This is a genomic window from Pannonibacter phragmitetus, assembly GCF_050510895.1.
GTDB classification, from domain to species: domain Bacteria; phylum Pseudomonadota; class Alphaproteobacteria; order Rhizobiales; family Stappiaceae; genus Pannonibacter; species Pannonibacter phragmitetus_B.
The window spans coordinates 1,707,087-1,733,023 of the sequence record NZ_JBNINT010000001.1 but is presented as its reverse complement, the minus strand read 5'-3'; the positions used below and the strand labels follow the sequence as shown (position 1 = coordinate 1,733,023).

Genomic DNA, 25,937 nt, shown 5'->3' with positions numbered 1-25,937 from the left:
GTTTGTTGAAATCAAACCCTGTTTCAGACGATGACAGGTTGCGTTGCGTCAGCTCTTGCTTGCAGCTTTCGCGGCAGCAAAGCGGGTGCGCAACTCTTTGGCACGGCCTTCCTTCACGGTCTGGCGGGCACGGCCAATGACCAGAGCGTCATCCGCCACCTCATCCGTAACCGTGCTGCCTGCCGCCACATAGGCACCCGAGCCGATGGTCACCGGCGCAACGAGCGTCGAATTTGAACCGATGAAGCTGCCTGCCCCGATCTGTGTCAGATGCTTGCCGAATCCGTCATAGTTGCAGGTGATGGTTCCTGCGCCAATATTGGTCTTCGCCCCCACGACGGCATCGCCGATATAGCTGAGGTGATTGACCTTTGCGCCTTCGCCGATCTTGCCGTTCTTCACCTCGACGAAGTTGCCGATATGGGTGTTGCGGGCCAGTTCGGCACCGGGCCGCAGACGGGCATAGGGACCAACGGTGGCGTCAGCTCCAACTGTCGCCCCTTCCAGATGACTGAAGGCGCGAATGCGGGCACCGGAGGCAACATTCACGCCGGGGCCGAACACCACATTGGGTTCCACCAGAACATCCGGCTCGAGCACCGTGTCATGAGAGAAGAAGACAGTTGAAGGAGCCTGCAGCGTCACACCGCGCTCCATCGCGGCACGGCGCATTCTATTTTGAAAAATCTCTTCACATTCAGCAAGTTGAACGCGATTGTTAATACCGCGCGCATCATCCTCGCTGGTGCTGGCTGCAACCACTTTCAGGCCGCGTGCGTTGGCAATCTCCACGGCGTCCGTCAGGTAGTATTCGCCCTTGGCATTGTCATTACCAATCGCAGAAAGCAGCTCTGCCGCAATGGCTCCCTGAAAGCCCATGATGCCAGAGTTAGAGAAAGTTATCTTTCTTTCTTCGGGACTTGCGTCTTTTTCCTCGCGTATTGCAAGAAGCTGGTCGCCCTGCATCAAGAGGCGGCCATAGCCAAAGGGATTGGCAGCCTCGAAGCCCAGAACCGCCACATCAGCCCCTGCCGCCAGCGCCGCCCGCACACGGGCGATGGCATCAGCGGTTACCAGAGGCGTGTCGCCAAACAGAACCAGCACATCGTCGGCTGCCGGCGCCAGCGCACTGCGGGCCGCAAGCGCCGCGTGGGCTGTTCCCAGCCGATCAGTCTGTTCGTGGCAGGTCGCACCGGGCGACAGCTTCGCGACAAGCGCTTGAAGCGCGGGCATGTCCGGCCCCACGACCACGGCAACGCGATTGCCCTCACCGCTTACAGCCTTCAGCACATGGCCGATCAGCGGCAGATTGCCGATCTCGTGCATCACCTTCGGCAAGCTGGATTGCATGCGTGTTCCAAGGCCTGCGGCCAGGATGATGGAAAGGAGGCTGCGGTTGGACATGGGATCTTTCTGCCGGTCTTGCTGATTGGCACAGGTTGCCCGCGCACCTCGCTCCGCGCATTCGCGGGCCCTGAACCCTTGCCCAGCCTTTTCCCGCCCTTTTGCAAAAGATGCAAGCCGCCGATCCACAGTTCCCTGCAGAAGCGCACCGGCAACGGCAGTAATTCCCTGTTCGTTAACCATGTTTAGGGACAAGATATCTCATGGATAGCAACAGATTCTGCCGTAGCGGGAGCAGGATAGCCCACCGTGAAGAGCCGCAAGAAGGATGCCGGTGCCGAAACGTCTGGGTCAGAGATGACCCGGGCACGGCTCGATATTGCCGCTTGGGCCCTCTTTGCGCTTTTGTTCGGCACCGTCGGATTTTCGGCTTACTGGTTTGCCCCGGCGAGCTCAGGCGGCGGCCAGGCTCATGCCGGTATCATGCTGCCACCAGCGGGTGACGTTGCAGGCCCCACCGGAAGCATCAAGCGAACAGCCCCCGTCGTGATGGACGGGGAAACCGTATCCATCGGCATTCTCCCCTCTCCCCTTGGCACAGGCGGAGCGGAATCCATGCGGCTGCTTGAGGCACGTCTGGAAACGCTTCAGCGGGAGGTGGTCTCCCTGCGCCGGCGTTTCCTCCAGATGACAGAGCTGAACGACGGCTACTCGAACCGTCTTGCGTCGCTCGAGACAGGCAGCAGCGCAGGCCTTGTCACCGGATCGACAGAGAATAACGTTCCGGCGCCCGCCCAGCCAAGGCTTGCAGACATTGCTGCAGGCACTTCAGAACCGGCAGCGCCGCTCCATGACGCAGGAGATCTGCCGAGGCGTGATCCCGAAGCGGCCAGTCACACAAAGACCGTAGTAAGCCTGCCAAGGCCCGATCCGCGCAAGACGCAGCAATCCACCGTCGAGACACTGCCAGCCCCGGAAACCCAGGCGGGGAAAAACCCTTCTGCCGGAAAGCCCCTTGCCGCTTCGGATATCAGTGCCATCATGTCGCCGGTTGGAGCCACGGCCGAGTCAGTTGGCAGTTCTTACGGGGCCGGGCTGCGCCACTGGCTTCGACGCCAGAGCCAATACGCCCGGTGCGAGATCGTCGGGTTGCCGGGCTCCAGCATGCCAGTCCCAGAGACGACCGCGTCGATTCCTCCCGAGCCCGCGCCGGAAGACACAAAGGCAGCGCAAGAAGATCCCATCGCTCTGATGATCCGGCCCGTCGATCCGGCCGGACGCACCATTGGCGGCTCTGACCGTATCAGCCGCAGCGACTTTGCCATTGAGATCGGCCGCTATGCCTCCCGCTCCGCGGCAAGCGACAGCTGGGAGAGTTTCGCGTCGGCCCATACGGACAAGATGAGCGGTCTGCGCGCCTTGACCCAACCGGCTGGAGATGATCCTGAGTCCGTGCGGCTCCTGGCCGGACCTTTCGCAAATGCGGCAGCAGCGTCAGTGGCCTGCCTGCGTCTTGAGCTCGAACAGAAAACCTGCGCGCCGACGCTCTTCTCGGGCGAGCCGCTTCTGGAGAGTTTCAGGTAGGCAGATGCCCGTTTCGTGTGGGGGCACCAACGGATCAGCCGATCACCTGAAACTGCGGGAATGTCTCAAGCAGCCAATAGGAAAAGACAGCCATCTGGCCGGTCAGGAACATGACCCCGGTGAGCACCAGAACCACGCCCATCCCCTTCTCCACCTTGCCCATGTGGCGGCGGGCCTTCTGCATGAACCGCAGGAAGGGACCTGCAAAAAGCGCTGCGATAAGAAACGGAATACCGAGGCCCATGGCGTAGGCGCTGAGAAGAATCGCTCCGCGTGCAACGGTTTCCTCGGATCCGGCAACGAACAGAATGGCAGCGAGAACTGGCCCGACGCAGGGGGTCCAGCCGAAGCCGAAGGCAAGGCCGATCACATAGGCTCCGGCAAGGCCAGCCGGCCTGCGATCCACATGTACCCGCGCTTCCCGGTAGAGCAACGGAATGCGGAAGAGCCCGAGGAAGTGCAGCCCCATGACGATGGTCAGTACACCGGCAACATAGCCGAGGACCTGAATATGCTGCGTCACAATCTGCCCAAGGAAGGAAGCGCTGGCTCCAAGCAGCACGAAGACAGTTGAGAAACCAGCCACGAAGGCAAGGGCAGCAAAGAACACGCGCCGCACGGCTTCGTCCGTCCGGTCATCGGCGGAAAGCTCTTCAAGGCTGGTTCCTGCGATGAAGCCGAGATAGGGCGGCACAAGCGGAAGCACGCAAGGGGATACGAAGGACAGCACTCCGGCGAAAACAGCGCCTGCCAGTGTTATTTCCTGAATCATTCCCGGCCACCCTTATCCGTTGATATGCGGGCCCGTGTCGGGCCGGCGCAGTACATGGACAGGTCTTACCGCATTGCAGGGGATGAAATGAAGATGGCAGAACCGCACATCCCGTATGGATTGAGCCCAGGCCGTTCACCTTACCGCGAGGCAGCGCCCTTTCAGGACGCCGTAACGCCGCCAACTTGAAGCAAAAGCAATCCACGCCCTTGCACCAAGGCCGCCCTCATCAACAAACCACACTGGCCGAGAAGGGAACGCCGCGTCTCAGTCGTCCTGAAGCCCGCCGTCAAAGACCTCGAAGCTTGGACGCATCACAATGCCAGCATCACGGCCGTCACGCAGCCCTTGCCGCCATTGATCGAGAACGAGCCGCAGGGCAAGGGTTTGCCTGTTGTGCGGCAGTTGGCCAATGACCCCTGCCAGGAACTCGTCAAGCAGATCGCGGTTCACTGCACCCTGATGGATCAGTGCATTCACAAGCGTTAGCGTTGCGGCGATGTTGGCCTTTACGAAGTCGAACTCCGGCGAGGTCATAGATTGCGAAGCGAGATTTTCCGGCATCGAGCGAGCCAATCTGCCAGACACGGATCTGGCGCTAGGTAAAAATATGACGTCAAGCCACCTGCAACCCCGAACGGATTGCAGGGCCCATGACGCACCGCACCTATTGTGATTGTATTTTATGAGTAAGCCAGTACACAATCCAGTCAATTTTTAACTGAATAGCTCTTCTAGTGGCTTGTTACCCAGTGCTTTCCGTCGATCGTCAGAACTGACAGTGAGGAATTTGCCCTGAGTCAGGCCTTGCACGAATGCATGCCAGAAAGAGCGGCGCAAACCAGTAGTCTCACGTCAATCCGGTCCACGCGTAAAAGCCGCAGGCCTTGTATTCAAGGCGCTGTGTCGAATTACTCTGCTATTAAAGGAGAGTGGTGAGCGAGCAGGGACTCGAACCCTGGACCAACTGATTAAAAGTCAGTTGCTCTACCAACTGAGCTACTCGCTCCCGCTTGGGAAGCAGATGCGCCGGAGCGCCCGTCTGCTGGCGGTGTGTTTATGACGGAAGGCGCCTGGGCGCAACCCGGAAAAAACACTTTCTGAGACTATCCACGAAGCTGTCAACATCCGGTGAAGACAGCCCGCCGCTTGACGCACCCGGCGTCAGGCTGGCTCCACCACCAGTGTCACGCCGCAAAGGCTGCCAGCCGGTATCGTGGACCGGCCAGCAACACGTGCCCCAATCACCCGAAGGGCCGCAATGCAGGGCAGCGCAGCAACTGGCAAGGCATCAGCCGCCGCATCGCCGAAAAGATGACGGTAGGCGACAGGCGACAGGATCGAAATCTTGCCGCGAGCCGTCTGGCACTCGATGCCAAGGCTGGTGGCCCTGAGCTCGCGCACGCCGGTGAAGCCTTCAAGGAAGATGTGATGGTCTGCCGGATCCCGTGCCACCAGAATCACTTCAGCCAGCGCTGTCGCGCCATTGGCGTGACTCTGGAATTCCGGCTTCCAGAAATTTTCCGGATAGAGATTGTGGCAAGTGAAGAAACCAGTCTCCGGCGCATCCGCGTCGCGGGTGAAGGTCAGGTCAAACCCGACCTTGCGTACGGAGCCGTCCGGCGCGGTGGCTTCCCTGCCGAAGGAAAAGGGATCGAACACCGGAAGTCCGGCAGCTGTAAAAGCTGCACGGTCTTCGGCCGCACTGGTGCTGTCCAGCACCAGCATGGAGGCCCCTTCCCGCTTTTCCAGGAAGTCCTGATTGAACCGGCCAAAGAGAAGGCCGTTCCCGTGGCCGGGACGATGGAGGCGCCAGCGGGGACGGTTAGCAGTTCAAGGAAAGCTCCATCCAGCTGCACCAGACGGTTTTCCGTGCCCCACGGGTGGCGGGAGCGGGGCGTCAGCGTGAAGCCGAGCCCCTCGAAGGCCGCTGCTGCTTGGTCGAGATCCCGGACCGCGATCACAACGTGATCCAGTCCACGTGCCTTTGCCGCCATGCGCCACTCTCCCTGCCCTGCCTGGCTCTGCTCGATGCGTATGACCGTCAGACCAGACGGCTGCGCTTGATGGCAGCCTCGACGAACGAGGCGAACAGCGGATGCGGCTCGAACGGGCGGGACTTCAGCTCCGGATGATACTGAACGCCGATGAACCACGGATGCCCGCTGATTTCCACCGTCTCGGGCAGAACGCCATCCGGCGAGGTGCCGGCAAAGACGAGGCCGCAGCTTTCGAGCTGCTCACGGTAACCGATGTTCACCTCATAGCGGTGACGGTGACGCTCCGAAATCAGCGTGCTGCCATAGACTTCGGCAATGCGCGAGCCCGGCTTGAGTGCAGCCTGATAGGCACCAAGACGCATGGTACCGCCGAGATCATCGCCCGCCTGGCGCTGCTCTTTTTCGTTGCCGCGCGTCCACTCGGTCATCAGGCCGACCACCGGCTCTTCGGCAGGGCCGAACTCGGTAGAGCTGGCCTTCGTGATGCCTGCAAGATTACGGGCTGCTTCCAGCACCGCCATCTGCATGCCGAAGCAGATGCCGAAGTAAGGCACGTTGCGCGTGCGGGCGAACTGGGCAGCGGCAATCTTGCCTTCCGCCCCGCGCTCGCCGAAACCACCCGGTACCAGGATGCCGGCAACGCCTTCAAGATACGGCGCCGGATCTTCCTTTTCGAAGGTCTCGGACTCGATCCACTGCAGCTTCACCTTGACGTTGTTGGCAATGCCGCCATGGACAAGCGCCTCGATCAGCGACTTGTAGGCATCCTTCAGCACGGTGTACTTGCCAACGATGGCAATCGTCACTTCGCCTTCCGGATTGGCGATGCGGCGGGAGATCTCTTCCCAGCGGTCCAGCTTGGGTGCCGGAGCGCCTGTAATGCCGAAAGCCTTGAGGACTTCCTCATCGAGGCCTTCCTTGTGATAGGCGATCGGCACGTCATAGATCGAGGCCACATCGTAGGCCGGAATGACGGCGCTTTCCCGCACATTGCAGAACTGCGACAGCTTGCGCCGCTCGTTCTCCGGAATATGACGGTCGCAGCGGATCATCAGGATATCCGGCTGGATGCCGATAGAGCGCAGCTCCTTGACCGAATGCTGCGTCGGCTTGGTCTTCATCTCGCCAGCGCTGGCGATATAAGGCATCAGCGTCAGGTGGATGTAGATCGCCTGTCCGCGCGGCAGGTCGTTGCCTAGCTGGCGAATCGCCTCGAAGAACGGAAGGCCTTCGATGTCACCCACCGTGCCGCCGATCTCGACCAGTACGAAGTCGACATCCTCGTTGCCATCCAGAACGAAGGCCTTGATGGCGTCGGTAACATGCGGAATCACCTGCACGGTGCCGCCGAGATAATCGCCGCGGCGTTCCTTGGCGATGATGTCCTGATAGATGCGTCCGGTGGTGATGTTGTCCTGCTTGGTCGCCGGGCGCCCTGTGAAGCGCTCATAGTGACCAAGATCAAGATCGGCCTCGGCGCCGTCGTCGGTGACGAACACTTCGCCGTGCTGATACGGGCTCATGGTGCCCGGATCGACGTTGAGATAGGGGTCGAGCTTGCGAAGCCGGACCTTGTAACCGCGGGACTGAAGCAGGGCGCCAAGCGCAGCCGATGCCAGACCCTTCCCGAGCGAGGAAACCACGCCGCCAGTGATGAAAACGTATCGCGCCATGGAGCAACACCATACTGTGGTCCCTGCCGGATCGGCCAGCGGGGTCCAGTGGTTAAACACAACAAAAATGCCCTGCAGCAGACGTGCGCAGGGCACTTGAGAGATTTTTCCGGTCTATGCGCCGGATATGGCCTGCGGCAGCGCTTACTGCGCTGCCGGAACCTGGGGGCCAGAAGGCTGAGCCGGAGCCGTTGCAGGCGCCTGAGGCTGTGACTGCTGCTTCAGAACATCGAGCACGCCAGTGCCCGTGGCCGGAGCCGTGCCGTCCGCCGGCTGTGCAGCACCCGGAACCACCGAAGAACCGTCCAGAATGGAAGCAGGGCTGTCGCCCATGCGGGCCATCAGGCTGAGACCCAGCGAGGTGGCAAAGAAGATGGCGGCAAGGATTGCCGTTGCGCGGGTCAGCACGTTGGCTGTGCCGCGGCTCGACATGAAGCCGCCACCGCCGCCGCCCATGCCGAGAGCCCCGCCTTCGGAGCGCTGCAAAAGGACGACAAGCACCAGGGCCAGCACGACCATCAGGTGAATGACGATAACTACCGTTTCCATTTTGGACCGATCACTCGTTTCAGTTTTGCCGCCTTCTACACCAGCCTTGCCGGAGTTTCCACCCTTGAAGGCCGTGAGATTGGCATCCCTTGTGACAAAAGCTGCCGCCCTCTTCGCAATCCGCCGGAACAACCCCGATCAGTGCTGGTATTAGAGGCAAGCCAATCTCTGCCGTAGAATATAAGCATCACGGGCCGGACAACCAGCATCCGGCCCGCTCCATATCAGGCATAAGCCGAAACAATGCCGAGGAAATCAGCTGCCTTGAGGCTGGCTCCGCCAACGAGGGCGCCGTTGACATGCGGCACAGCCATCAGTTCCGCCGCGTTGGAAGGCTTCACCGAACCGCCATAAAGCAGGCGCATCGCTGCGCCTTCCGCACCAAAGCGGGCTTCAAGCGCCTTGCGGATGGCGGCATGCACTTCGGCAACATCAGCCGCAGTCGGCGTCAGGCCAGTACCGATGGCCCAGACGGGCTCATAAGCGATCACCGTATTGGCCGCCGTTGCGCCTTCAGGAACCGAGCCGGCGAGCTGCGTGCCGACAACATCCAGCGTCTTACCGCCTTTGCGCTCTGCTTCCGTTTCGCCGACGCAGATGATGGCTGTAAGGCCTGCACGCCAGGCCGCTTCCGCCTTTGCCTTCACTACCGCATCGGTTTCGCCGTGGTCAGTGCGGCGCTCGGAATGCCCAACGATGACGGCGCTTGCACCGGCATCCTTCAGCATTTCGGCTGCAATGTCGCCGGTGTGAGCGCCTGAAGCCTTCGCGTGGCAGTCCTGTCCGCCAAGCGCCACTTTCGAGGCAGCAGCAGACTGAGCCAGACCTGCAATCAGCGTTGCGGGCGGGCAAATCATGACATCCACCTTGGCTGCGAGCGCTGCCTCAAGTCCCTGCCCCAGCGCCTCGAACTCGGCAGAAGCCGCGGCAAGGCCGTTCATCTTCCAGTTTCCGGCAACAAGCGGGCGGATTGCGTTGGCGTGGCTCATGGCGGTCTCCTCAGGGGCTGTCCGGCACACGGACTGGCGGGACAGAAGCATGGTTCATGATGGCCACTTCGCTATCCAGCAGCGGCACAAAGTGCAAGTGGCATCGTTTCTTTCCTGCTTATATGCCGCATTTCTGCGTGTCTGCGCACATCTGCCAGTTTCCGGCTATTGTCCGGCGCCCATTGAGCCGCTATTCAGAACCACCGCTCCGGGACCTTTTGCTCCGGACATGAGCCTATGGAATTACGGGAGACATCATGCTCGACGCGCTGCGCAAGGGCGCTGGCACCTGGGTTGCCAAGATTTTCATCGCCCTGCTCATCCTGAGCTTTGCCGTCTGGGGTATCGCAGACATTTTCCGCAATTTCGGCAGCAATGTCGTGGCCAAGGTGGGCGACACGGAGATTTCCGTTGTTGACTTCGACCTCGCCTACCGCCGTGAGCTGAACGCCGTAAGCCGGCAGATCGGCCGCCCGCTCTCCACCACGGAGGGGGCACAGTTCGGCGTGCCGCAGCAGGTGCTGGCCCGGATGATTGCCGAAGCAGCCATGAATGACATGGCCGCCGATATGAATCTCGGCATTTCCGACGAAGAACTGCGCCGGATGATCCAGGAAAACCCGGCCTTCCAGCGCGGCGGCGGCTATGACCGCAACAGCCTTGTCCAGCTGCTGCGCGCCAACGGCATTTCCGAAGATGACTTCGTGCGTGAGCAGCGCCTGCTTGCGGGCCGCCAGCAGATCGCAGGCGCCTTGACGGACAATATCAAGACGCCGGAGGCGATGCTGAGCGCCTTCAACATCTTCGAGAATGAAACCCGCACCGTGCGCTACATCGCTGTACCGCCGTCAGCAGCAGGTGAGATTGCCGCTCCCACGGAAGAGGAGCTTCAGAGCTTCTACGAAACCCGCAAGGAAGACTTCCGCGCACCCGAATACCGCAGTCTTTCCATCCTTCAGCTTTTGCCGCAGACGCTGGCTAAGCCCGATGATGTGACGGACGAGGAGGCCAAGCAGGCCTACGACCGCTCCGCCAACCGGTTCCGCACGGTTGAGCAGCGCCGCGTGCTGCAGATGCCCTTCCCCGATTCGGCTGCTGCCGAAGCCGCTGCTGCCGAGATTGCTTCAGGGGTGAAGACCTTTGCTCAGCTGATGGAAGAGCGCGGCCTCAAGGACAGTGACGTGGACCTTGGCATGTTGGCAAAGGACAAGTTCCTGGATCCGGCCATCGCAGAGGCCGCTTTCGCGCTGCCGCAAGGCGGCACCAGCGGCGCTGTTCAGGGACGTTTCACCACCGTCATTGTTCAGGTCGCCGAAATCCAGCCGGAAGCCGTGCGTCCCTTCGACGAGGTGAAAGCCGAACTGAAGCAGGAAATCGCTCTGGAAAAGGCTGAACAGGAAGTGCAGGACCTGCATGACGAGATCGAGGATGCCCGCGCAGGCGGAGCAACCCTTGCCGAAGTCGCGGGCCGCTTCTCGCTGACCACGACCGAAATCCCCGCTGTAGACAGCAACGGCCGGGATGAGGCAGGCCAGCCGGTGACCCTGCCTGAGGCTGATGGTCTGCTGGGCGATGCCTTCGAGAGCGATGTCGGCATCGAAAACAACCCGCTGCCGCTGGGCCAGCGCGGCTTTGTCTGGTTTGACGTGACCAAGGTGACGCCTGCCCGTGACCGGGATCTGTCCGAGGTGCGCGATGCCGTCGTTCAGGCCTGGACGGAGAAGGAGCGTGACCAGAAGCTGCTGGATATTTCCGCAGACATGGCCACCCGTGTGCGTGGCGGCGAAGCGCTGGATGCGGTTGCTGCAGCTGCAGGTCTTGAGGTCAAGACTTCGGACGCCTTCAAGCGCAACGGCCAGCCGGCCGGCCTGCCGCAGGAAGCCGTCGAAGAAGCCTTCAGCGGCCCCACAGGCACTGTTCTGGACACCATGGGCGCCGACGGCGGCCGTCTGGTGATGGTCGTTGACAGCGTGTCTGCCCCGGCCTTCTTCCGCGAGGAAGAGAGCATCAAGCAGATCGACACGCAGATCAGCGAACAGCTCTCCGCCTCGCTTCTCAATCTTGTCATCAACAAGGTGGAAGCGGAGAAGGGTGTCGAAATCAACCAGCAGGCCCTGCAGCTGGTGATTGGCGGCCCGTCACAGAACTGACCGCAGAACGGATAATTGCCCTGGCGGACTTCGCCGGGGCAGCCATAGTGGGAATGCCACCGGCCTCAGATAAGGCCGGCTGAAAACGGGAAGAGGGACAGGCATGAGCGGGCTCAAACCCTTTATCGCCAAGGTGGCCGAAGGTGCTTCGCTGAATTTTGAAGAAGCGCGCGCGGCCTTTGACGTTATCCTGTCCGGCGCGGCAACGCCGTCCCAGCTCGGCGGCTTTCTGATGGCACTGCGGATGCGCGGCGAAAGCGTCGATGAAGTCACCGGCGCCGTTGCTTCCATGCGCGCCCGAATGCTGCCCGTCGAAGTCTCCTCTGATGCCATCGACATCGTCGGCACCGGCGGCGATGCCACAGGCTCCTACAACATTTCCACCTGTTCGGCGCTGGTCGTAGCAGGCTGCGGCGTGCCCGTTGCCAAGCACGGCAACCGCTCGCTGTCCTCAAAATCCGGTTCCTCCGAGGCTTTGGCGCAGCTCGGCGTCAACATCGACATTGGCCCGGAGAAGATCGCCGCCTGCGTCGATGAAGCCGGTATCGGTTTCATGTTCGCCCCGCTGCATCATGCCGCGATGAAGCACGTCGGCCCGACCCGCATGGAACTTGGCACCCGCACCATTTTCAACCTGCTGGGGCCCCTTTCGAGCCCGGCTGGCGTCAAGCGCCAGATGACCGGTGTGTTCGATGGCCGCTGGGTTGAGCCGATTGCACAGGTGCTGAAGAACCTTGGCTCCGAAGCTGTCTGGATCGTCCATGGCAGCGACGGCATGGATGAGATCACCACCACCGGCCCGACAAAGGTTGCCGAACTGAAGAACGGCACCATCCGCAGTTTCGAGATCACTCCGGAAGACGCAGGCCTGCCCCGCGCCCGTTTCGAGGATCTGAAAGGCGGCACGCCGGAAGAGAACGCTGCTGCCCTGCGCGCTGTGCTCTCCGGCGCGAAGAACGCCTACCGGGACGTGGTGCTGTTCAACGCCGCCGCCTCGCTGATCGTTGCGGGCAAGGCGGCAGACCTCAAGGACGGCGTGGCGCAGGCCGCCCGTTCCATCGACACGGGCGATGCCCTCGACCGGCTGGAACGGCTGGTGGCAGTTTCGAACGGATAAGCCATGGCAGACATTCTCACCCGCATCGAAGCCTACAAGCGCGAGGAAATCGCCGCTGCCAAGGCTGAACGCACGCTCGCCAGCCTTCTGGACGCGGCCAAGTCCGTCGAGGCACCACGCGGTTTCGAACGCGCCATCCGCGCAAAGCACGCTGCCGGGGACTATGCCCTCATTGCGGAGATCAAGAAAGCAAGCCCGTCCAAGGGGCTGATCCGCGCCGATTTCGATCCGCCCGCCCTCGCCCGCGCTTATGAGGCAGGCGGTGCAGCCTGCCTGTCCGTGCTGACCGATACCCCGTCGTTCCAGGGCAAGCCGGAGTTTCTGACGGCCGCACGAAGCGCCGTCAGCCTGCCGGCCCTGCGCAAGGATTTTCTCTACGACACCTATCAGGTGGCCGAGGCCCGCGCCTGGGGCGCGGACTGCATCCTGATCATCCTTGCCGCCGTTGATGATGCACTGGCGAAGGACCTGGAGGACGCCGCCTTCGGCCTTGGCATGGATGTGCTGCTTGAAGTGCATGATGAAGCGGAGCTGGAGCGGGCGCTGAAGCTCACCTCACCGCTGCTCGGCATCAACAACCGCAATCTCAAGACCTTTGACGTGTCCCTGACGACGAGCGAGCGGCTTGCGCCGATGATCCCGGCGGAGCGCATCATCGTTGGCGGATCGGGCCTCTTCACCCCGGCAGATCTCGCCCGTATGGCAGCCTGCAACATCTCCACCTTCCTCATCGGCGAAAGCCTGATGCGGCAGGCCGATGTGGAAAGCGCCACCCGCGCCCTGCTGACCCGCAGCGGAGCCTGAGCCATGGCAGGCGGCGGCCCCGAGCGGGATCAGGACCACCTGACGCATCTTGATGCCTCCGGCAGCGCCTCGATGGTGGATGTGGGGGACAAGGCCATCACCCGCCGCAGCGCCACCGTCACCGGCGAAGTGAAGATGCATGCGGACACGCTGACGCTGATCCTTTCGGGCAATGCGAAGAAGGGCGATGTCATCGCCACCGCCCGCATTGCCGGCATCATGGCCGCCAAGCGCACCCACGAGCTGATCCCGCTCTGCCATCCGCTGCTTCTGTCGAAGATCAGCGTCGATATCGAGCCCAATCACGCCCTTCCCGGCCTGAAAGTCAGCGCCACCGCCATCGTCACCGGCCAGACCGGGGTGGAAATGGAAGCGATGACCGCCTGTTCCGTCGCCTGCCTCACCATCTACGACATGGCCAAGGCCGTGGACCGGGGCATGGAAATCGGCCGAATCCACCTTGCCGAAAAGCTCGGCGGCCGCTCCGGCCATTATGTTGCCGAACCGGAAAACGCACCAAAGGAGCCCTGACATGGCCTTGATGCCGGTTGACGATGCGCTGCGGCAGCTTCTCACCGGCGTTGCGCCGCTGGGCCTTGAGACCGTGCCGCTGGCCCGTGCCAATGGCCGCATTCTGGCGGCTGACCTTGCCGCCACCCGAACGCAGCCGCCCTTCCCCGCCTCCTCCATGGATGGCTATGCCCTGCGCGCTGCCGATTGCGCTGCAGCCGGAGCTGTGCTCACCGTGATCGGCGAGGCGCCTGCGGGCCATGCCTTTTCCGGCCAGGTCGGTGCGGGCGAGGCTGTGCGCATTTTCACGGGCGCACCGGTGCCGGACGGTGCGGATGCCATCCTCATTCAGGAAAACGCCACCCGCGACGGGGACCGCCTCACCGCGCTGGAGCCGGTTCGCCCCGGCCAGTTCATCCGCCCTCCCGGGCTCGACTTTGCGCAAGGCGATGTGCTGCTGAAGGCAGGGCTGAAGCTCGATTACCGCAGCCTTGCACTGGCTGCGGCCATGAACCACGCCGCCCTGCCTGTCTGGCGCCAGCCGAAGGTAGCCATCATCGCCACGGGCGATGAACTGGTGCTGCCGGGCGGGTCGCCGGGGCCGGACCAGATCATCGCCTCCAACCACTGCGGCATTGCGGCCCTCGTCGAAGATTGCGGCGGCATTCCTCTGGATCTCGGCCTTGCCAGTGATGATCCTGCCGATATCGCCGCCCGCGTGCGTGAGGGGCTGGCGGCAGAGGCTGATATTCTCGTCACCCTTGGCGGCGCCTCGGTGGGCGATCATGACCTTGTGCAGGCGGTGCTGGGCGGGGAAGGCATGAAGCTGGATTTCTGGCGCATCGCCATGCGCCCCGGCAAGCCGCTGATGGCGGGCAACCTTGGCCGCACCAAGGTTCTGGGCCTGCCCGGCAACCCGGTCTCCAGCCTCGTCTGCGCCCTCCTGTTCCTGCGCCCGCTGGTGGCCGTGATGACGGGCACAAGCCTTGAGGCAGCCATGACAGGCAAGCGCACCACCGCCACCCTCACCGGCCCGGTTCCGGCCAATGACCAGCGCCAGGACTACCTGCGCGCCAGCCTCACCACCCACCCGGACGGCACGCGCAGCGTCACCCCCTTCACCCGGCAGGACAGCTCCATGCTGTCGCTCCTCGCCGCCTCCGGCGCCCTCATCCTCCGCCCCCGCATGCGCAGGCGCTGGATGCAGGCTCGGAGGTGGATGTGCTGGTGGTGTGAGGGGCACAAGGAGTTTCAAGGCGGTGGGCAGACGGAAGCAACTGCGTATCAACATACACGGCGTCGCCCCGGCCTTCGAGCCGGGGCCTACTCGCTTGTAGAGAGCTGCTATAGTCCGCCGCAGCGAAGCATGGATGGCCTCATGCGCCCGCCGCTGCTTCCATAATCCCTATCGCGTCTCTGCAAGCGAGTAGGCCCCGGGTCTGCGCTTCGCTCCGCCCGGGGCGACGCCCGCAGTGATGGGCAAGGCAGTTCGTCCCTGCCGTCAATCGTTCTGCCGCCTCTCACCTTGTCATCCCCGCGCAGGCGGGGATCCAGTAGCCCCAGTGCCGGCCATCTCCTCCTCTGTCCACATATGGATCCCGGTCTTGCCGCTGCGCGTCAAACCGGGATGACTTGGTGAGAGCGTGTGCCGCCCAACAAAAAAGCGGCACGGTTGCCCGTACCGCCAAGTGGGATGTGTCCCGGGAGGGAGATCAGAAGAAGCCGAGCTTGTTGGGGTTGTAGCTGACGAGGATGTTTTTCGTCTGCTGATAGTGGTCGAGCATCATCTTGTGGGTTTCGCGGCCGATGCCGGACTGCTTGTAGCCGCCGAAGGCCGCGTGGGCGGGATAGGCGTGGTAGTTGTTGACCCAGACGCGGCCCGCCTCGATGGCGCGGCCGAAGCGGTAGGCGCGGGTGCCGTCGCGGGTCCACACACCGGCACCAAGGCCGTACATGGTGTCATTGGCGATATGCAGCGCCTCTTCCTCGGTCTTGAAGGTGGTGACGGAGACGACCGGGCCGAAGATTTCCTCCTGGAACACACGCATCTTGTTGTGGCCCTTGAGGATGGTCGGCTGGATGTAGAAGCCGTTGGCCAGATCCCCGCCGAGACGGGCGGCGTCACCACCGGTCAGCACTTCCGCGCCTTCCTCCACGCCGATCTGCAGGTAGGACATGATCTTGTCATGCTGCTGCTGGCTGGCCTGAGCGCCCACCATGGTGGACGGGTCACGCGGGTCACCCTGCTTGATGGCCTTCACGCGGGCGATGCAGCGGGCGATGAATTCCTCGTAGATGTCTTCCTGGATCAGCGCCCGCGACGGGCAGGTGCAGACTTCGCCCTGGTTGAAGGCAAAGAGCACGAAGCCTTCCACCGCCTTGTCGAGATAGGCGTCATCCTGCGCCATCACATCGGAGAAGAAGATGTTGGGGCTCTTGCCGCCCAGTTCCAGCGTCACCGGAATGAGGTTGACCGTCGCCGCTTCCATGATCTTGCGGCCCGTGGCGGTGGAGCCGGTGAAGGCGATCTTGGCGATGCGGCCGGACGAGGCCAGTGCGTGGCCGGCTTCAGCGCCGGTACCGTTGACGATGTTGAGCACGCCCGCGGGGAGCAGGTCGCCGATGAGCTCGGCCAGCACCAGAATGGCCGCCGGGGTCTGTTCGGCCGGTTTCATCACGATGCAGTTGCCCGCCGCCAGCGCAGGCGCCAGTTTCCACGCAGCCATCAGGATGGAGAAGTTCCACGGAATGATCTGGCCAACGACCCCCAGCGGCTCATGGAAGTGATAGGCGACCGTGTCATGGTCGATCTCGCTCATCGTGCCTTCCTGTCCGCGCAGCACACCGGCGAAATAGCGGAAGTGATCGACGGAGAGCGGGATGTCGGCAGCGGTCGTCTCGCGGATTGGCTTGCCGTTGTCCCATGTTTCGGCAGCAGCCAGAACGTCGAGATTGGCCTCCATCACATCGGCGATCTTCAGAAGGATGTTGGCGCGGTGGGCGGCAGAGGTCTTGCCCCAGGCCTCACGCGCTGCATGGGCGGCGTCCAGCGCGGCGTTGATGTCGGCGGCATCGGAACGGGCGACCTCGCAGATCTTGGCGCCGGTGATCGGGGTGATGTTGTCCATGTAGCGGCCGCTGACCGGCGGCACAAACTTGCCGCCGATGAAATTGTCATAGCGCTCGCGGAACGGTGAAACGGTGCGGAAATCCGCCTGTGCCTGAATGTTCATGCTTGTCTCCTCCAACGGGCCGCCTCCTCGCGGCCATAGGAAGAGCTTGACGCACGGCGGACGGTCTGAGGAGCCACGGCGGACAGCCCCTGCCCGCACCCTGTCGCAGTTCTGCGACAGATGATGCCGGGTTTGTGGGAGGTGTCAGCTGGAAGCACAGTCTCGCCCGATATCCGGCGTCACCCCGGGCGGAGCGAAGCGCAGACCCGGGGCCTACTCACTTGCAGAGCGGTGAGGCCAACATCACAAGGCGTGGCAGACGCACTCCCTGCCCGTATTTCACCGCCCGTGAACTGCGGCACCTCTCTACAAACGAGTGGGCCCCGGTTCGGGGGCCGGCGCGACGCTGCGGCGAGGGCCAAATCCATGCCCGCCTGACAGGCCCTGGCCTATCCCTAGTTATGGGACCGGGGTGGAGCGTGCCAAATGCCTAGGAGCGCTCGGCGCCCCTCACTCCTTCGCCAGTTTCCGGTGAAGCGTCGCACGGGAGAGGCCGAGGGCGCGGGAGGCGGCGGAGACGTTGCCCGAAGCCCGCGCCAGTGCCCGGTGCAGCACGGCGCGCTCCGCATCCTCCAGCCGCTCATGCACCGGCAGGCCGAGAAGATCGGCGAGCGGGCGAGGGTTTGCAGCAGGATCGCAAGTCAGGCCCAAAGGGCACGCGCCCCGCGCGTGGCGCCGATGACGAGATCATCTTCATCCACCGCCACCAGCGCTGCAAGACTATGCGTGCCTGCGCAGGGAACCAGCACAACACGGGCCTTGGGGAAAGCGGCGTGGAACAGGTCAGCCTCCACCTTCTGCGCCGTGTTCTGCACCGTCTGGCTGATGAGGCTGAGCACGGCGGAAGGCACATCCTGCTCAGCCGTGGAAACGTCGATTACCGCCGCCAGCTGCCCTGTCGCGTCATGCACGGGGGCGGAGGTGCAGGTGAGGCCGATGTTGCGGGCAAGGAAATGCTGGTCGCGGTGGATCGTCACCGCCCTGCCCTCGGCAAGACAGGTGCCGATACCATTGGTGCCAGCTTCCGCCTCCGACCATACGGCCCCGGTCCACAGGCCGGAATCGGCAAAGTCCCGGTCTTCGGAGGGGTTGCCGCGCCGTTCCACCGCGATGCCTTCCGCATCGGCCAGAACAACACAGGCGCCAAGGCCGCCGATGGCCTGGAACAGCCAGTCGAGATGGGGGCCGCGGCCGCCACAAGCCCGCCCATGCGCTCGCGCACGAGGGCAAGCTCCTGCGCTGTCAGGCGTGGTTCCACCCGGCGTTTCACCGGATCAAGACCATGAAGATGGGCCGAACGGGCCCAGGATGCGGCAATGGGCGAGCGCGCCGCCTGCCCGCTGGCAAGCGCCGCCTCGATGCGGCTCTGATGCTGAGACGTCACCGTGGACATGTCTGGTTCCTCCCGCAAGGCTCTGGCAGCGCGCCTCCTGCCCAAATGAACAGGAAGCAGGCAGGCCGATGGCCCTGACACGGCAGGTATTACTCCCGGCGGACCTGTTGCGGGGACGCGGATCTCTCCCTTCCGCGAACCTCAAGGCCCCCAAGCGTACCGTTGCCGCAAGGAAAGACTAACAGCTTGCACGCCCGCACGCCAACAGCTGATTATTACTCTGCTGGACGCACCCAGACCGCGCAATCATGGAAGGCGGCACCGCCATAGGGAGCAATCGGCTCGGCGCCAATCAGGGTGTTGATGCCATTGCCATTTTCAAAGGCCGTATTGGGCCAGATGCCTTCCGACACCACAGTGCCCGGTGCCAGCCCCTCCACGTGGCGCAGATGCAGCCGCACCTCGCCGCGCCGGTTTCCGAGGATGACACGGGCGCCATCCTCCAGTCCCGCTGCGGCCGCCTCGTCGGGACGCATCCAGACTTCCGGCCGCCCGCCTTCCTTCTTCGTCGAGCCCGGTGTCTCGGTGAAACTGGAGTTGAGGAAAGAGCGTGCCGGTGCCGTCACCAGCCGGAACGGATGCTCTGCATCGGCGTTCTCAACCGCATTCCAGTAATCCGGCAGGCGCGGCATGGCCGCGTGAGCACCGAAGGGCTTGCCGTCTTCCGGCCGGTTCGGTGCGGCGGTGTAGCCCCAGTCCACCTTGAAGTGATACTTGCCGTCCGCATGGCCGAAGCCATCCAGATAATGGGCGGTGCGGAAATCCGGCTGCAAATCCTTCCAGCGCCCGGCTTCCAGTTCCGCCAGCGTGCCATAGCCGGAGTTGACGAGCATCCAGTCCACATGCTCACGGGAGGACATGTGGAATCCAGGATGATCCTTTGCTCCAAGACGCTTCGCCAGTTCATTGATAACGAATATGTTTTCCCGCGCCTCCCCAGGCGCTTCCGTCAGTTTCGGGCCAAACAGCATGTACTGGTGGCCGCCGCCCCGGTAAATGTCGTCATGCTCCAGAAACTGAGTGGCGGGCAGCACGATGTCGGCATAGCGGGCCGTGTCGGTCATGAACTGCTCATGCACCACGGTGAAGAGGTCCTCGCGCGCAAAACCCTGCTTCACCAGCGTCTGCTCGGGCGCGACCGAAACCGGATTGGTGTTCTGGATCAGCAGCGCCGTCACCGGCGGTCCGCCAGCCAGCACCTCCCGGTCCCCCGTCAGCACACGGCCGATGAGGCTCTGATCGAGGAACCTGGTGCCGGTGCGCAGCGAGCTTCCTCGACCATGGACTTGTCGAGCTTGTAGATCGCCCCGTTGTTGTGGAAGGCGCCGCCCCCTTCATACTGCCAGGAGCCAGCAACGGCAGCGATGCTGGCCGCCGCATGCATGGAGACGGCGCCGTTGCGGCTGCGGGTGAAGCCGTAGCCAAGGCGGATGAAGGTGCGCTTCACCTCACCGATCATCCGGGCAAGCTGGGTGATCTCTTCAGCCGGAACGCCAGTGATCGCCTCCGCCCACTCCGGCGTGCGGCTGACAAGATGCGCCTCAAGCTCGTCCGGGCAGTCGGTGTAACGGGCAAGATAGTCCCGGTCGGCCAAACCATCACGGAACAGTACATGCATGATGGCACAGGCCAGCGCTGCATCGCTGCCGGGCTTGAGCACGATGCCAACATCTGCCTGCTTCATCGTTTCCGTGCGGTAGACGTCGATGACGATGATCTTTGCGCCGCGCGTCTTGCGGGCGGTGATGGCGTGGGTCATCACATTGACCTGGGTCGCAACCGCATTGGTGCCCCAGATGATGATTTGATCCGCCTTGACCATTTCGCGCGGGTCAGGCCCGGCCAGAAGCCCGGTTCCGGCCACATAACCAGTCCAGGCCGGATTGGTACAGATGGTGGAAAACTGCTGCGAATAGCCTTTGGCATGGCGCAGGCGGTGGATGCTGTCACGCTGCACCAGGCCCATGGTGCCGGCATAATAGTAGGGCCAGACCGTCTCAGGTCCGAATTTCGCTTCTGCTTCGAGGAACCGCGCTGCAATGAGGTCCAGTGCCTCGTCCCAGGTGATTGGCTCGAACCGCCCTTCCCCCTTCTTCCCAACGCGGCGCATCGGCGTCAGCAGCCGTTCCGGGTGATAGAGGCGCTCGGCATACCGGGCGACCTTGGCGCAGATGACACCGGCCGTATAGGGATTATCTGCCGCCCCGCGCAGACGTCCGATACGGCCCTCTGCGGTCACCTCCACATCCAGCGCGCAGGTGGACGGGCAATCATGCGGACAGGCGGAATGGGCAGTGATCGAAACAGGCTTGTTCATCTTCGGTCTTTTCGGGGTTCCGGTGGCGCCGCCCCGCGCAATGCCGTCTGAGGCAGGGCAAGGCCGTTTGCAGGGCGCAAGGACGCCGGGAGCAGTGTCGTCTTCGTTTGGCAGCTTTCGGGACACTGGCGCATGAAGTCAAGCCGGACCGGCAGGCAATTGCACGCCAGGAACCGTTCTGCGGAAAAAGCGCAGCGGCGGTATCGCAGGAGAACGCAGCCGGGCAATAAAACCATGAGCTGGCAGCGCGCGGCGGTGAGTTGCCATGGGGGCATCCAACAGGAACATCCCGCTAACCTCACCTTAAGACTTGTGGAACACAGTGAGAACAGCTAAGGTACGTTCATGATTTGTACTAGACCCTCCAACGGGGACCTCACATGCTGACGCGCAAGCAACACGAACTGCTGATGTTCATTCATGAGCGCCTGAAGGAATCCGGGGTTCCGCCGTCCTTTGACGAAATGAAGGACGCGCTGGACCTCCGGTCCAAGTCCGGTATTCACCGTCTGATCACGGCGCTCGAGGAGCGCGGCTTCATTCGCCGCTTGCCCAACAGGGCCCGCGCAATGGAGGTTGTCCGCCTGCCGGATTCGGTGACGCCTGGGCTTTCCTCACCGCGCGGCAAGGGTTTTGCCCCCTCTGTCATTGAAGGATCACTTGGAAAGGCTCAGGTCTCCGCTCCCGCAGCACCTGTGGCGGAATCTGCTCCTCATTTCACATCGATTCCGGTCATGGGCCGCATCGCGGCAGGTGTGCCGATCGAGGCGATCCAGACTCATAGCCACTCGATTTCGGTTCCACCAGAGTTGATCAGCCGGGGGAGCACTACGCTCTGGAAGTCCGGGGCGATCTCGATGATCGAGGCAGGTATTCTGGACGGCGATACGGTGCTGATCCGCAAGACCGACGCGGCCGACAGCGGCGACATCATTGTGGCGCTGGTGGATGACGAGGAAGCAACACTCAAGCGACTGCGCAAGAAAGGCGCCTCTGTGGCGCTGGAAGCTGCCAACCCGGCCTATGAAACCCGCATCTTCGGCCCCGGCCGCGTGCGCATCCAGGGCAAGCTCGTTGCTCTGTTCCGGCAGTATTGAAGCTCTGCCACCCGTTCGACAGGATGAGAAAGCGCCGGAGACAGTGTCTCCGGCGTTTGATTTGGTGGTGGCACAAGGCAGGCTTCCTGCAGGCTTGTCTCAGCGGTAACTGGCCTGACCCGTGCTGTGACAGGGATCCACAACAGCATTCCGGCAAAGGCGGACACAGGATGCGCCGGCCTGCCCTTCTTGCCCCCTGCGTCAAAACGCGTCTTGCCCCGGAGGCTTCGGCGGCGCAGTTAGCGGATAAGCAAATGTCCTGACTTACCGAAAGTCAGCCAACACAAGGAGGCCCAAATGACCATCGAGAGATCCGGCCAATGGCCAGCACAGTCGCCCGCTCATGTCGGAGTGCGTGGACGTTGCCCGCGTTGCGGTCAGGGGCATTTGTTCAAGGGCTTTCTGACCCTTGCCCCTTCGTGCGAAGTCTGCGGCCTTGACTACAGTTTCGCCGATCCGGCGGATGGCCCGGCCTTCTTCGTCATTTGCTTTGCCTGCGTTCCGAGCGTTGCCTTTGCCATGTGGCTCGAGATTGCCTACACGGCGCCCTATTGGGTCCACCTCTTCACAACGCTGCCTCTCCTGCTCCTGACCTGCATTCCGCCCCTCCGCCCCCTCAAGGGCTGGCTGGTGGCAAGCCAGTATATTTACAAGGCCGAAGAAGGCAGGCTGGTGACGGACGACAAGGACGGCAAGGGATCAAGCTAAAGATTCAAGCAGGTTGTTGCGGCCGGAGCGTTCTCAAGACGATCGTGCGCCGCGACCCGTCACAGGTGGACTGGAGAGGTGACAGGTTCCCGGTGTGAGGGTTTCATCGGGAGCATCCACCAGATGTTTGCGCGCTTTGTCCCTTAGCTTGGTCTGCCTGAAGACGAACTGCGCCCCTTGAGCATGAAGGGCAGTGCCGCAAGCACCATGAGGCTTAGCCACCACCCCTGCCAGGCGCCATGACTGACCACTGAAACCCCATATATCACCGCAAGTGTCAATGTGGCTGCGGTCAGATCCCGCGCCTTGAGCCGCCCGATCCGCAGAAGTGCCAAGGCCATGGCAATGGCAAACAAGACAGCTCCTGCAAGTCCGAGTTCGAACCACAGCTGGACTGCTGCATTGTGGCTGTGGCCAAGTGAAAGAAGTTCAACCCGCTCTGGCGGATAGCTCGCGACCTCAGGCAGCTTGTCAGCAACCTTGGACGCCTCCATGCCATATCCAAACCAGAGCCTGTTCGGCAGCAGATTGGCGTACTCCGTCCAGATCAGCCCTCGGATTGTCAGAGATCCATAGCTAACACGATCATGGATCGCCTGGGGAATCATGCTGTTCACATGGCCCACGATCAGCGGCATGAACAGAAAGGTGAGCAGCATTCCGGCCGCAACGACGCGATAGGTCAACCTGGGCCAGATGAGAGCTGGCACCAGCAGCAAGGTGATCAGCAGCACGCCCAGCTGTGCCGATGAACTTTCGGTCTGAAAGGTCGCGGCTGCGCAACCGGCCAAGAGGATGCACTTCAGCCATTTGCTTTGCGGTGCTGCAAGAGCCGCAAAGGGGATGAAAATGGCGATGGCAACTGCGGAGCGGTTGAGAATATAGTTTGCAGAATCTGCACCGATGGCCGCATTCACTGCGCCGGCGGTGTTATACTGGATAAAGATCAGGATCGCGGTAACCGGCAGCGCAAAGAGCAGCGCCGTGCCGATCCGCCGGACCATTCGCGTCAGGACCACCTCGGGCAGTGCGTCAATCGAGATACACAGGATGCCAGCGGCCACCACGCAGAACAGCGCACCAGTTGTCGAGTTCAAGCCTCGCATCTGGACAGCTTCAGGCGTCCAGTTCACGGACAGAAACATCAAGGCGAGACAGAACAGAGAAACCCACAACAGAGGCGAACGAAGCCGCTTTGAGAGCCCCTTGAACATTCTTTGCCCGCTGTATGCCCAGCCTAGTCCGAAAGCCGCCACGACGGCAACTGCCATAAACAGAGGAGGAGATATACGAGCAAAGGTCAACACCGGAGGCAGCGCTGCGAAGACTGCTACGAGCAGCAGTTCCATTGCACGCGCAAAACCACCGCCGGCAGATCCCGGTCTCTCAGGGCTATGACTCAATGAACCGTTCCTTTTTGCGACACCAGACTTCCACTGCGCGGCGGAAGCTTGATCATGTCCTCAGCTGCCCGCTACGGAAGCCTGGGAGCCTGCTTCAATCTCTGCGAGCGCGGCCTGCAGCATGCCCCGGCACTGGTCTCCCGCCCCCGTCATGGCGCAGGCTGTCAACTGGTCGATCTGCGTGATCATCCGCTCAAGCGGCACGAAATTCGCAGAAGCAATAAAGAATCCTTCAGCATCATGAGAGGCTGTGACCTCATTGGCGTCAAAAAGCTCTTCAAACAGCTTCTCGCCAGGGCGCAGACCTGTGAACTCAATCGAAATGTCTTCATCCGGACGGAGTCCGGCGAGCGAAATCATGGTTCTGGCCAAAGTTAGGATCTTTACCGGTTCACCCATGTCGAGCACGAACACACGGCCACGCGTCTCCTCGCGGCCAATCTCGGCGGAGGCGGCCTGCAAAACCAGTTCTGTCGCTTCCCGGATCGTCATGAAGTACCGGCGCATATCGGGATGCGTGACTGTAATTGGCCCGCCTGCCGCAATTTGGCGCTTGAAGAGCGGCACAACGGAACCATTCGACCCGAGCACATTCCCGAAGCGGACGGTGATAAACCGGGTCTTCACCCCACTAATATCCAGCGCCTGACAATAGGCTTCTGCCAAACGCTTGGTCGTGCCCATCATGCTGGTTGGACGGATAGCCTTGTCCGTTGAAATCTGCACCATCGCCCGGGCGCCGCAGGCAACCGCAGCGTCTGCCACATTGCGCGAACCAGCCACATTGGTGAGCACACCCTCGCAGACGTTATCCTCGACAAGGGGGACGTGTTTCAGTGCAGCCGCATGGAAGACGAGGGCCGGACGGCCAGCTTCCATGACCTCGAAGATACGGCGGCGGTCACGAACATCGCCGATCACCGCCTTGCGCGGCAGGCTAGGCACCAGCCGCGAGACTTCCAGGTCGATCTCGTAAAGAGCGTACTCGCTTGAGTCGACCAGAATGAGAGAGGCAGGCTCACATGCCGCAACCTGGCGGACGATTTCCGAACCGATACTTCCACCAGCACCTGTGATCAGGACTGTCTGCCCCTTGATGAGAGACCTTATTGCCTCAAGCTGAAGCTGGACGGGTGGGCGTCCCAGAAGATCTTCGAGGGTAATGTTGGTCAGATCCGGTTCGGAACCCGTCAAAGGACGGTCGACAACACGGCGCAGCGGCAACTTCAACCTCGCCGCACTCGCGGCAACGAGCTGCATTCCCTCCTCTCCACCGCGCGGCGTTGCGAGAAGAAGTGCGGAAAGCTGCACTCCATTGCGCGCCAGCCGTGCTGCAATCGGATCCAGTTCGTCAATTGATCCGACGACAGGAATGCCGCGCACCGCCCGGCCGCTGCGTTTACCCTCTCCAACCTCAACAATCCCTTCGACCTTGTAGAGACGGGAGGATTCGAGCTTGTAGTTCCGGATCACCCGGTCCGCATCGCTGACCTTGCCGACGATCAGCACGTGCTCCCGGCCCTCGCATTTGCCATCGCCGAAGCCAAGCCCACTCAGATGCCCATCCTTTGCCGCACGGTAGATGAGCCGTGGAGCACCGAGCAGCACGATCAGGACGAACCAGAGAATCAGGGGAGTTGACCGCGGGAACCCCTCAAGGCGGTCAATCAGAAGATGAAGAATGAGAAACACAAAGATCGCGGCAGTGCTACTCAGCACGATTCCCCGCAGGTCGCTCAGAGAGGCAAAGCGCCAAATTCCCTTTCCCAAGCCGAAAAGAGAAAACATGACGGCTGCAATGGCCGCGAATGACGCCACCCACCACGCCAGACGGCTTGCAGGCGGCAAGTACTGAAGATCGTAGCGCGCCAGCAGCGCAATTGTCATGGCAATGCCTGCCATGATCACGTCATGCAAGCGAGCGAGCAGTTGCTTCGTTGATGCCCGCGTTAACACCACGCCCGGCCACTCCTGACATTTGAAGCCATATGGTCTTCAAATGACCAAGCTTCATTAAACTGCCTCGCTTTTGCCCTGACCGGTGTCGTGACGTCAAGGCCAACCTATGGGGACGACCTAGAGAAATCAACAACGCATACGGAAAAATAACAACCTATAAGTGCATCTCCGGTCATCAGCTTCAGCATGACAGATCCGCATACGGCTCGATTTTAGCCTCTCTGCAAATGTTCAAAACATGATTAATTTGATACAGATTACGTACAATCAACATCTTGCGCAGGCAGCTGTCACTTTCAGATAAAAACTTCAACTTCACCTCCTCTCATGATTGA

At 62.0% G+C, this 25,937-nt stretch carries 19 protein-coding genes, 1 tRNA gene and 2 pseudogenes; 8 read left to right on the top strand and 14 right to left on the bottom strand.

Annotation, left to right across the window (positions count from 1 at the left end; translation table 11 throughout):
- Positions 1-48 precede the first annotated feature (48 nt).
- A complete protein-coding gene (gene glmU / locus ACQB61_RS08135) occupies positions 49-1,404 on the bottom strand; it encodes a bifunctional UDP-N-acetylglucosamine diphosphorylase/glucosamine-1-phosphate N-acetyltransferase GlmU (RefSeq protein WP_430512224.1) in 1,356 nt (451 codons plus the stop codon).
- Positions 1,405-1,653: 249 nt separating this feature from the next.
- Between glmU and ACQB61_RS08130 the strand changes: the two genes are divergently transcribed.
- The gene (locus ACQB61_RS08130; protein WP_430512223.1) at positions 1,654-2,928 is read left to right on the top strand and encodes a hypothetical protein; all 1,275 of its coding nucleotides are present in this window, start codon (positions 1,654-1,656) and stop codon (positions 2,926-2,928) included.
- Between the two features lie 34 nt (positions 2,929-2,962).
- Here the strand turns inward: ACQB61_RS08130 and ACQB61_RS08125 are convergent, their stop codons facing one another.
- The 7 genes and pseudogenes from ACQB61_RS08125 to tpiA form a co-directional block, all read right to left on the bottom strand.
- On the bottom strand, positions 2,963-3,700 hold the full coding sequence (locus ACQB61_RS08125; protein ID WP_430512222.1) for a cytochrome c biogenesis CcdA family protein: 738 nt from the start codon (positions 3,698-3,700) through the stop codon (positions 2,963-2,965).
- A gap of 267 nt (positions 3,701-3,967) precedes the next feature.
- On the bottom strand, positions 3,968-4,264 hold the full coding sequence (locus ACQB61_RS08120) for a hypothetical protein (RefSeq protein ID WP_430512221.1): 297 nt from the start codon (positions 4,262-4,264) through the stop codon (positions 3,968-3,970).
- 369 nt (positions 4,265-4,633) lie between these two features.
- Positions 4,634-4,709 (bottom strand) — tRNA-Lys (locus ACQB61_RS08115).
- 155 nt (positions 4,710-4,864) lie between these two features.
- A pseudogene (locus tag ACQB61_RS08110) lies at positions 4,865-5,697 on the bottom strand (VOC family protein).
- Positions 5,698-5,744: 47 nt separating this feature from the next.
- Positions 5,745-7,373, bottom strand: coding sequence for a CTP synthase (locus ACQB61_RS08105; RefSeq protein ID WP_430512220.1), 1,629 nt, complete (start codon positions 7,371-7,373; stop codon positions 5,745-5,747).
- A 144-nt stretch (positions 7,374-7,517) separates the two neighbouring features.
- A complete protein-coding gene (gene secG / locus ACQB61_RS08100; RefSeq protein ID WP_430512219.1) occupies positions 7,518-7,922 on the bottom strand; it encodes a preprotein translocase subunit SecG in 405 nt (134 codons plus the stop codon).
- A 224-nt stretch (positions 7,923-8,146) separates the two neighbouring features.
- Positions 8,147-8,911: a triose-phosphate isomerase gene (gene tpiA, locus ACQB61_RS08095; RefSeq protein ID WP_430512218.1), complete on the bottom strand. Its 765-nt coding sequence runs from the start codon at positions 8,909-8,911 to the stop codon at positions 8,147-8,149.
- 257 nt (positions 8,912-9,168) lie between these two features.
- Here tpiA and ACQB61_RS08090 point away from each other — a divergent pair, with 257 nt between their 5' ends.
- The 5 genes from ACQB61_RS08090 (at position 9,169) to ACQB61_RS08070 (ending at position 14,894) form a co-directional block, all read left to right on the top strand.
- A complete protein-coding gene (locus tag ACQB61_RS08090; RefSeq protein WP_430512217.1) occupies positions 9,169-11,061 on the top strand; it encodes a SurA N-terminal domain-containing protein in 1,893 nt (630 codons plus the stop codon).
- Positions 11,062-11,164: 103 nt separating this feature from the next.
- On the top strand, positions 11,165-12,178 hold the full coding sequence (trpD, locus tag ACQB61_RS08085) for an anthranilate phosphoribosyltransferase (protein ID WP_430512216.1): 1,014 nt from the start codon (positions 11,165-11,167) through the stop codon (positions 12,176-12,178).
- A gap of 3 nt (positions 12,179-12,181) precedes the next feature.
- A complete protein-coding gene (gene trpC / locus ACQB61_RS08080; RefSeq protein ID WP_430512215.1) occupies positions 12,182-12,982 on the top strand; it encodes an indole-3-glycerol phosphate synthase TrpC in 801 nt (266 codons plus the stop codon).
- Between the two features lie 3 nt (positions 12,983-12,985).
- Positions 12,986-13,513 carry a cyclic pyranopterin monophosphate synthase MoaC gene (gene moaC, locus ACQB61_RS08075; protein ID WP_430512214.1) on the top strand — a complete coding sequence of 176 codons (528 nt, stop codon included), beginning with the start codon at positions 12,986-12,988 and terminating at the stop codon, positions 13,511-13,513.
- Between the two features lies 1 nt (position 13,514).
- The gene (locus tag ACQB61_RS08070; RefSeq protein WP_430512213.1) at positions 13,515-14,894 is read left to right on the top strand and encodes a molybdopterin molybdotransferase MoeA; all 1,380 of its coding nucleotides are present in this window, start codon (positions 13,515-13,517) and stop codon (positions 14,892-14,894) included.
- Positions 14,895-15,204: 310 nt separating this feature from the next.
- Here the strand turns inward: ACQB61_RS08070 and adh are convergent, their stop codons facing one another.
- From adh to ACQB61_RS08050, 4 genes and pseudogenes are all read right to left on the bottom strand, one after another.
- The gene (gene adh / locus ACQB61_RS08065; protein ID WP_026356153.1) at positions 15,205-16,725 is read right to left on the bottom strand and encodes an aldehyde dehydrogenase; all 1,521 of its coding nucleotides are present in this window, start codon (positions 16,723-16,725) and stop codon (positions 15,205-15,207) included.
- Positions 16,726-17,175: 450 nt separating this feature from the next.
- Positions 17,176-18,118, bottom strand: a pseudogene (locus ACQB61_RS08060) (helix-turn-helix domain-containing protein).
- Between the two features lie 215 nt (positions 18,119-18,333).
- On the bottom strand, positions 18,334-19,338 hold the full coding sequence (locus tag ACQB61_RS08055; protein ID WP_430512212.1) for a molybdopterin-containing oxidoreductase family protein: 1,005 nt from the start codon (positions 19,336-19,338) through the stop codon (positions 18,334-18,336).
- Positions 19,332-20,435: a molybdopterin-dependent oxidoreductase gene (locus tag ACQB61_RS08050; protein WP_430512211.1), complete on the bottom strand. Its 1,104-nt coding sequence runs from the start codon at positions 20,433-20,435 to the stop codon at positions 19,332-19,334. Before ACQB61_RS08050 ends, ACQB61_RS08055 begins: the two co-directional genes overlap by 7 nt.
- Before the next feature lie 380 nt (positions 20,436-20,815).
- Between ACQB61_RS08050 and lexA the strand changes: the two genes are divergently transcribed.
- Positions 20,816-21,532, top strand: a complete 717-nt coding sequence (gene lexA / locus ACQB61_RS08045; RefSeq protein ID WP_430512210.1) for a transcriptional repressor LexA — start codon at positions 20,816-20,818, stop codon at positions 21,530-21,532.
- Between the two features lie 297 nt (positions 21,533-21,829).
- On the top strand, positions 21,830-22,240 hold the full coding sequence (locus tag ACQB61_RS08040; RefSeq protein WP_430512209.1) for a DUF983 domain-containing protein: 411 nt from the start codon (positions 21,830-21,832) through the stop codon (positions 22,238-22,240).
- A 143-nt stretch (positions 22,241-22,383) separates the two neighbouring features.
- Here ACQB61_RS08040 and ACQB61_RS08035 read toward each other — a convergent pair whose 3' ends face one another.
- Both ACQB61_RS08035 and ACQB61_RS08030 read right to left on the bottom strand, forming a co-directional pair.
- Positions 22,384-23,589 carry an O-antigen ligase family protein gene (locus ACQB61_RS08035; RefSeq protein ID WP_430512208.1) on the bottom strand — a complete coding sequence of 402 codons (1,206 nt, stop codon included), beginning with the start codon at positions 23,587-23,589 and terminating at the stop codon, positions 22,384-22,386.
- A gap of 114 nt (positions 23,590-23,703) precedes the next feature.
- Positions 23,704-25,545 (bottom strand): polysaccharide biosynthesis protein, encoded by a 1,842-nt coding sequence (locus tag ACQB61_RS08030; RefSeq protein WP_430512207.1) that lies wholly within the window; start codon positions 25,543-25,545, stop codon positions 23,704-23,706.
- Positions 25,546-25,937 lie beyond the last annotated feature (392 nt).

Bases quoted from the DNA above. Each gene is read 5' to 3' on its own strand.
- glmU (WP_430512224.1), bottom strand. From the start codon at position 1,404: ATGTCCAACCGCAGCCTCCTTTCCATCATCCTGGCCGCAGGCCTTGGA.
- ACQB61_RS08125 (WP_430512222.1), bottom strand. From the start codon at position 3,700: ATGATTCAGGAAATAACACTGGCAGGCGCTGTTTTCGCCGGAGTGCTG.
- ACQB61_RS08120 (WP_430512221.1), bottom strand. From the start codon at position 4,264: ATGCCGGAAAATCTCGCTTCGCAATCTATGACCTCGCCGGAGTTCGAC.
- ACQB61_RS08105 (WP_430512220.1), bottom strand. From the start codon at position 7,373: ATGGCGCGATACGTTTTCATCACTGGCGGCGTGGTTTCCTCGCTCGGG.
- secG (WP_430512219.1), bottom strand. From the start codon at position 7,922: ATGGAAACGGTAGTTATCGTCATTCACCTGATGGTCGTGCTGGCCCTG.
- tpiA (WP_430512218.1), bottom strand. From the start codon at position 8,911: ATGAGCCACGCCAACGCAATCCGCCCGCTTGTTGCCGGAAACTGGAAG.
- ACQB61_RS08090 (WP_430512217.1), top strand. From the start codon at position 9,169: ATGCTCGACGCGCTGCGCAAGGGCGCTGGCACCTGGGTTGCCAAGATT.
- trpD (WP_430512216.1), top strand. From the start codon at position 11,165: ATGAGCGGGCTCAAACCCTTTATCGCCAAGGTGGCCGAAGGTGCTTCG.
- trpC (WP_430512215.1), top strand. From the start codon at position 12,182: ATGGCAGACATTCTCACCCGCATCGAAGCCTACAAGCGCGAGGAAATC.
- moaC (WP_430512214.1), top strand. From the start codon at position 12,986: ATGGCAGGCGGCGGCCCCGAGCGGGATCAGGACCACCTGACGCATCTT.
- ACQB61_RS08070 (WP_430512213.1), top strand. From the start codon at position 13,515: ATGGCCTTGATGCCGGTTGACGATGCGCTGCGGCAGCTTCTCACCGGC.
- adh (WP_026356153.1), bottom strand. From the start codon at position 16,725: ATGAACATTCAGGCACAGGCGGATTTCCGCACCGTTTCACCGTTCCGC.
- ACQB61_RS08050 (WP_430512211.1), bottom strand. From the start codon at position 20,435: ATGAACAAGCCTGTTTCGATCACTGCCCATTCCGCCTGTCCGCATGAT.
- lexA (WP_430512210.1), top strand. From the start codon at position 20,816: ATGCTGACGCGCAAGCAACACGAACTGCTGATGTTCATTCATGAGCGC.
- ACQB61_RS08040 (WP_430512209.1), top strand. From the start codon at position 21,830: ATGACCATCGAGAGATCCGGCCAATGGCCAGCACAGTCGCCCGCTCAT.
- ACQB61_RS08035 (WP_430512208.1), bottom strand. From the start codon at position 23,589: ATGGAACTGCTGCTCGTAGCAGTCTTCGCAGCGCTGCCTCCGGTGTTG.
- ACQB61_RS08030 (WP_430512207.1), bottom strand. From the start codon at position 25,545: ATGGCAGGCATTGCCATGACAATTGCGCTGCTGGCGCGCTACGATCTT.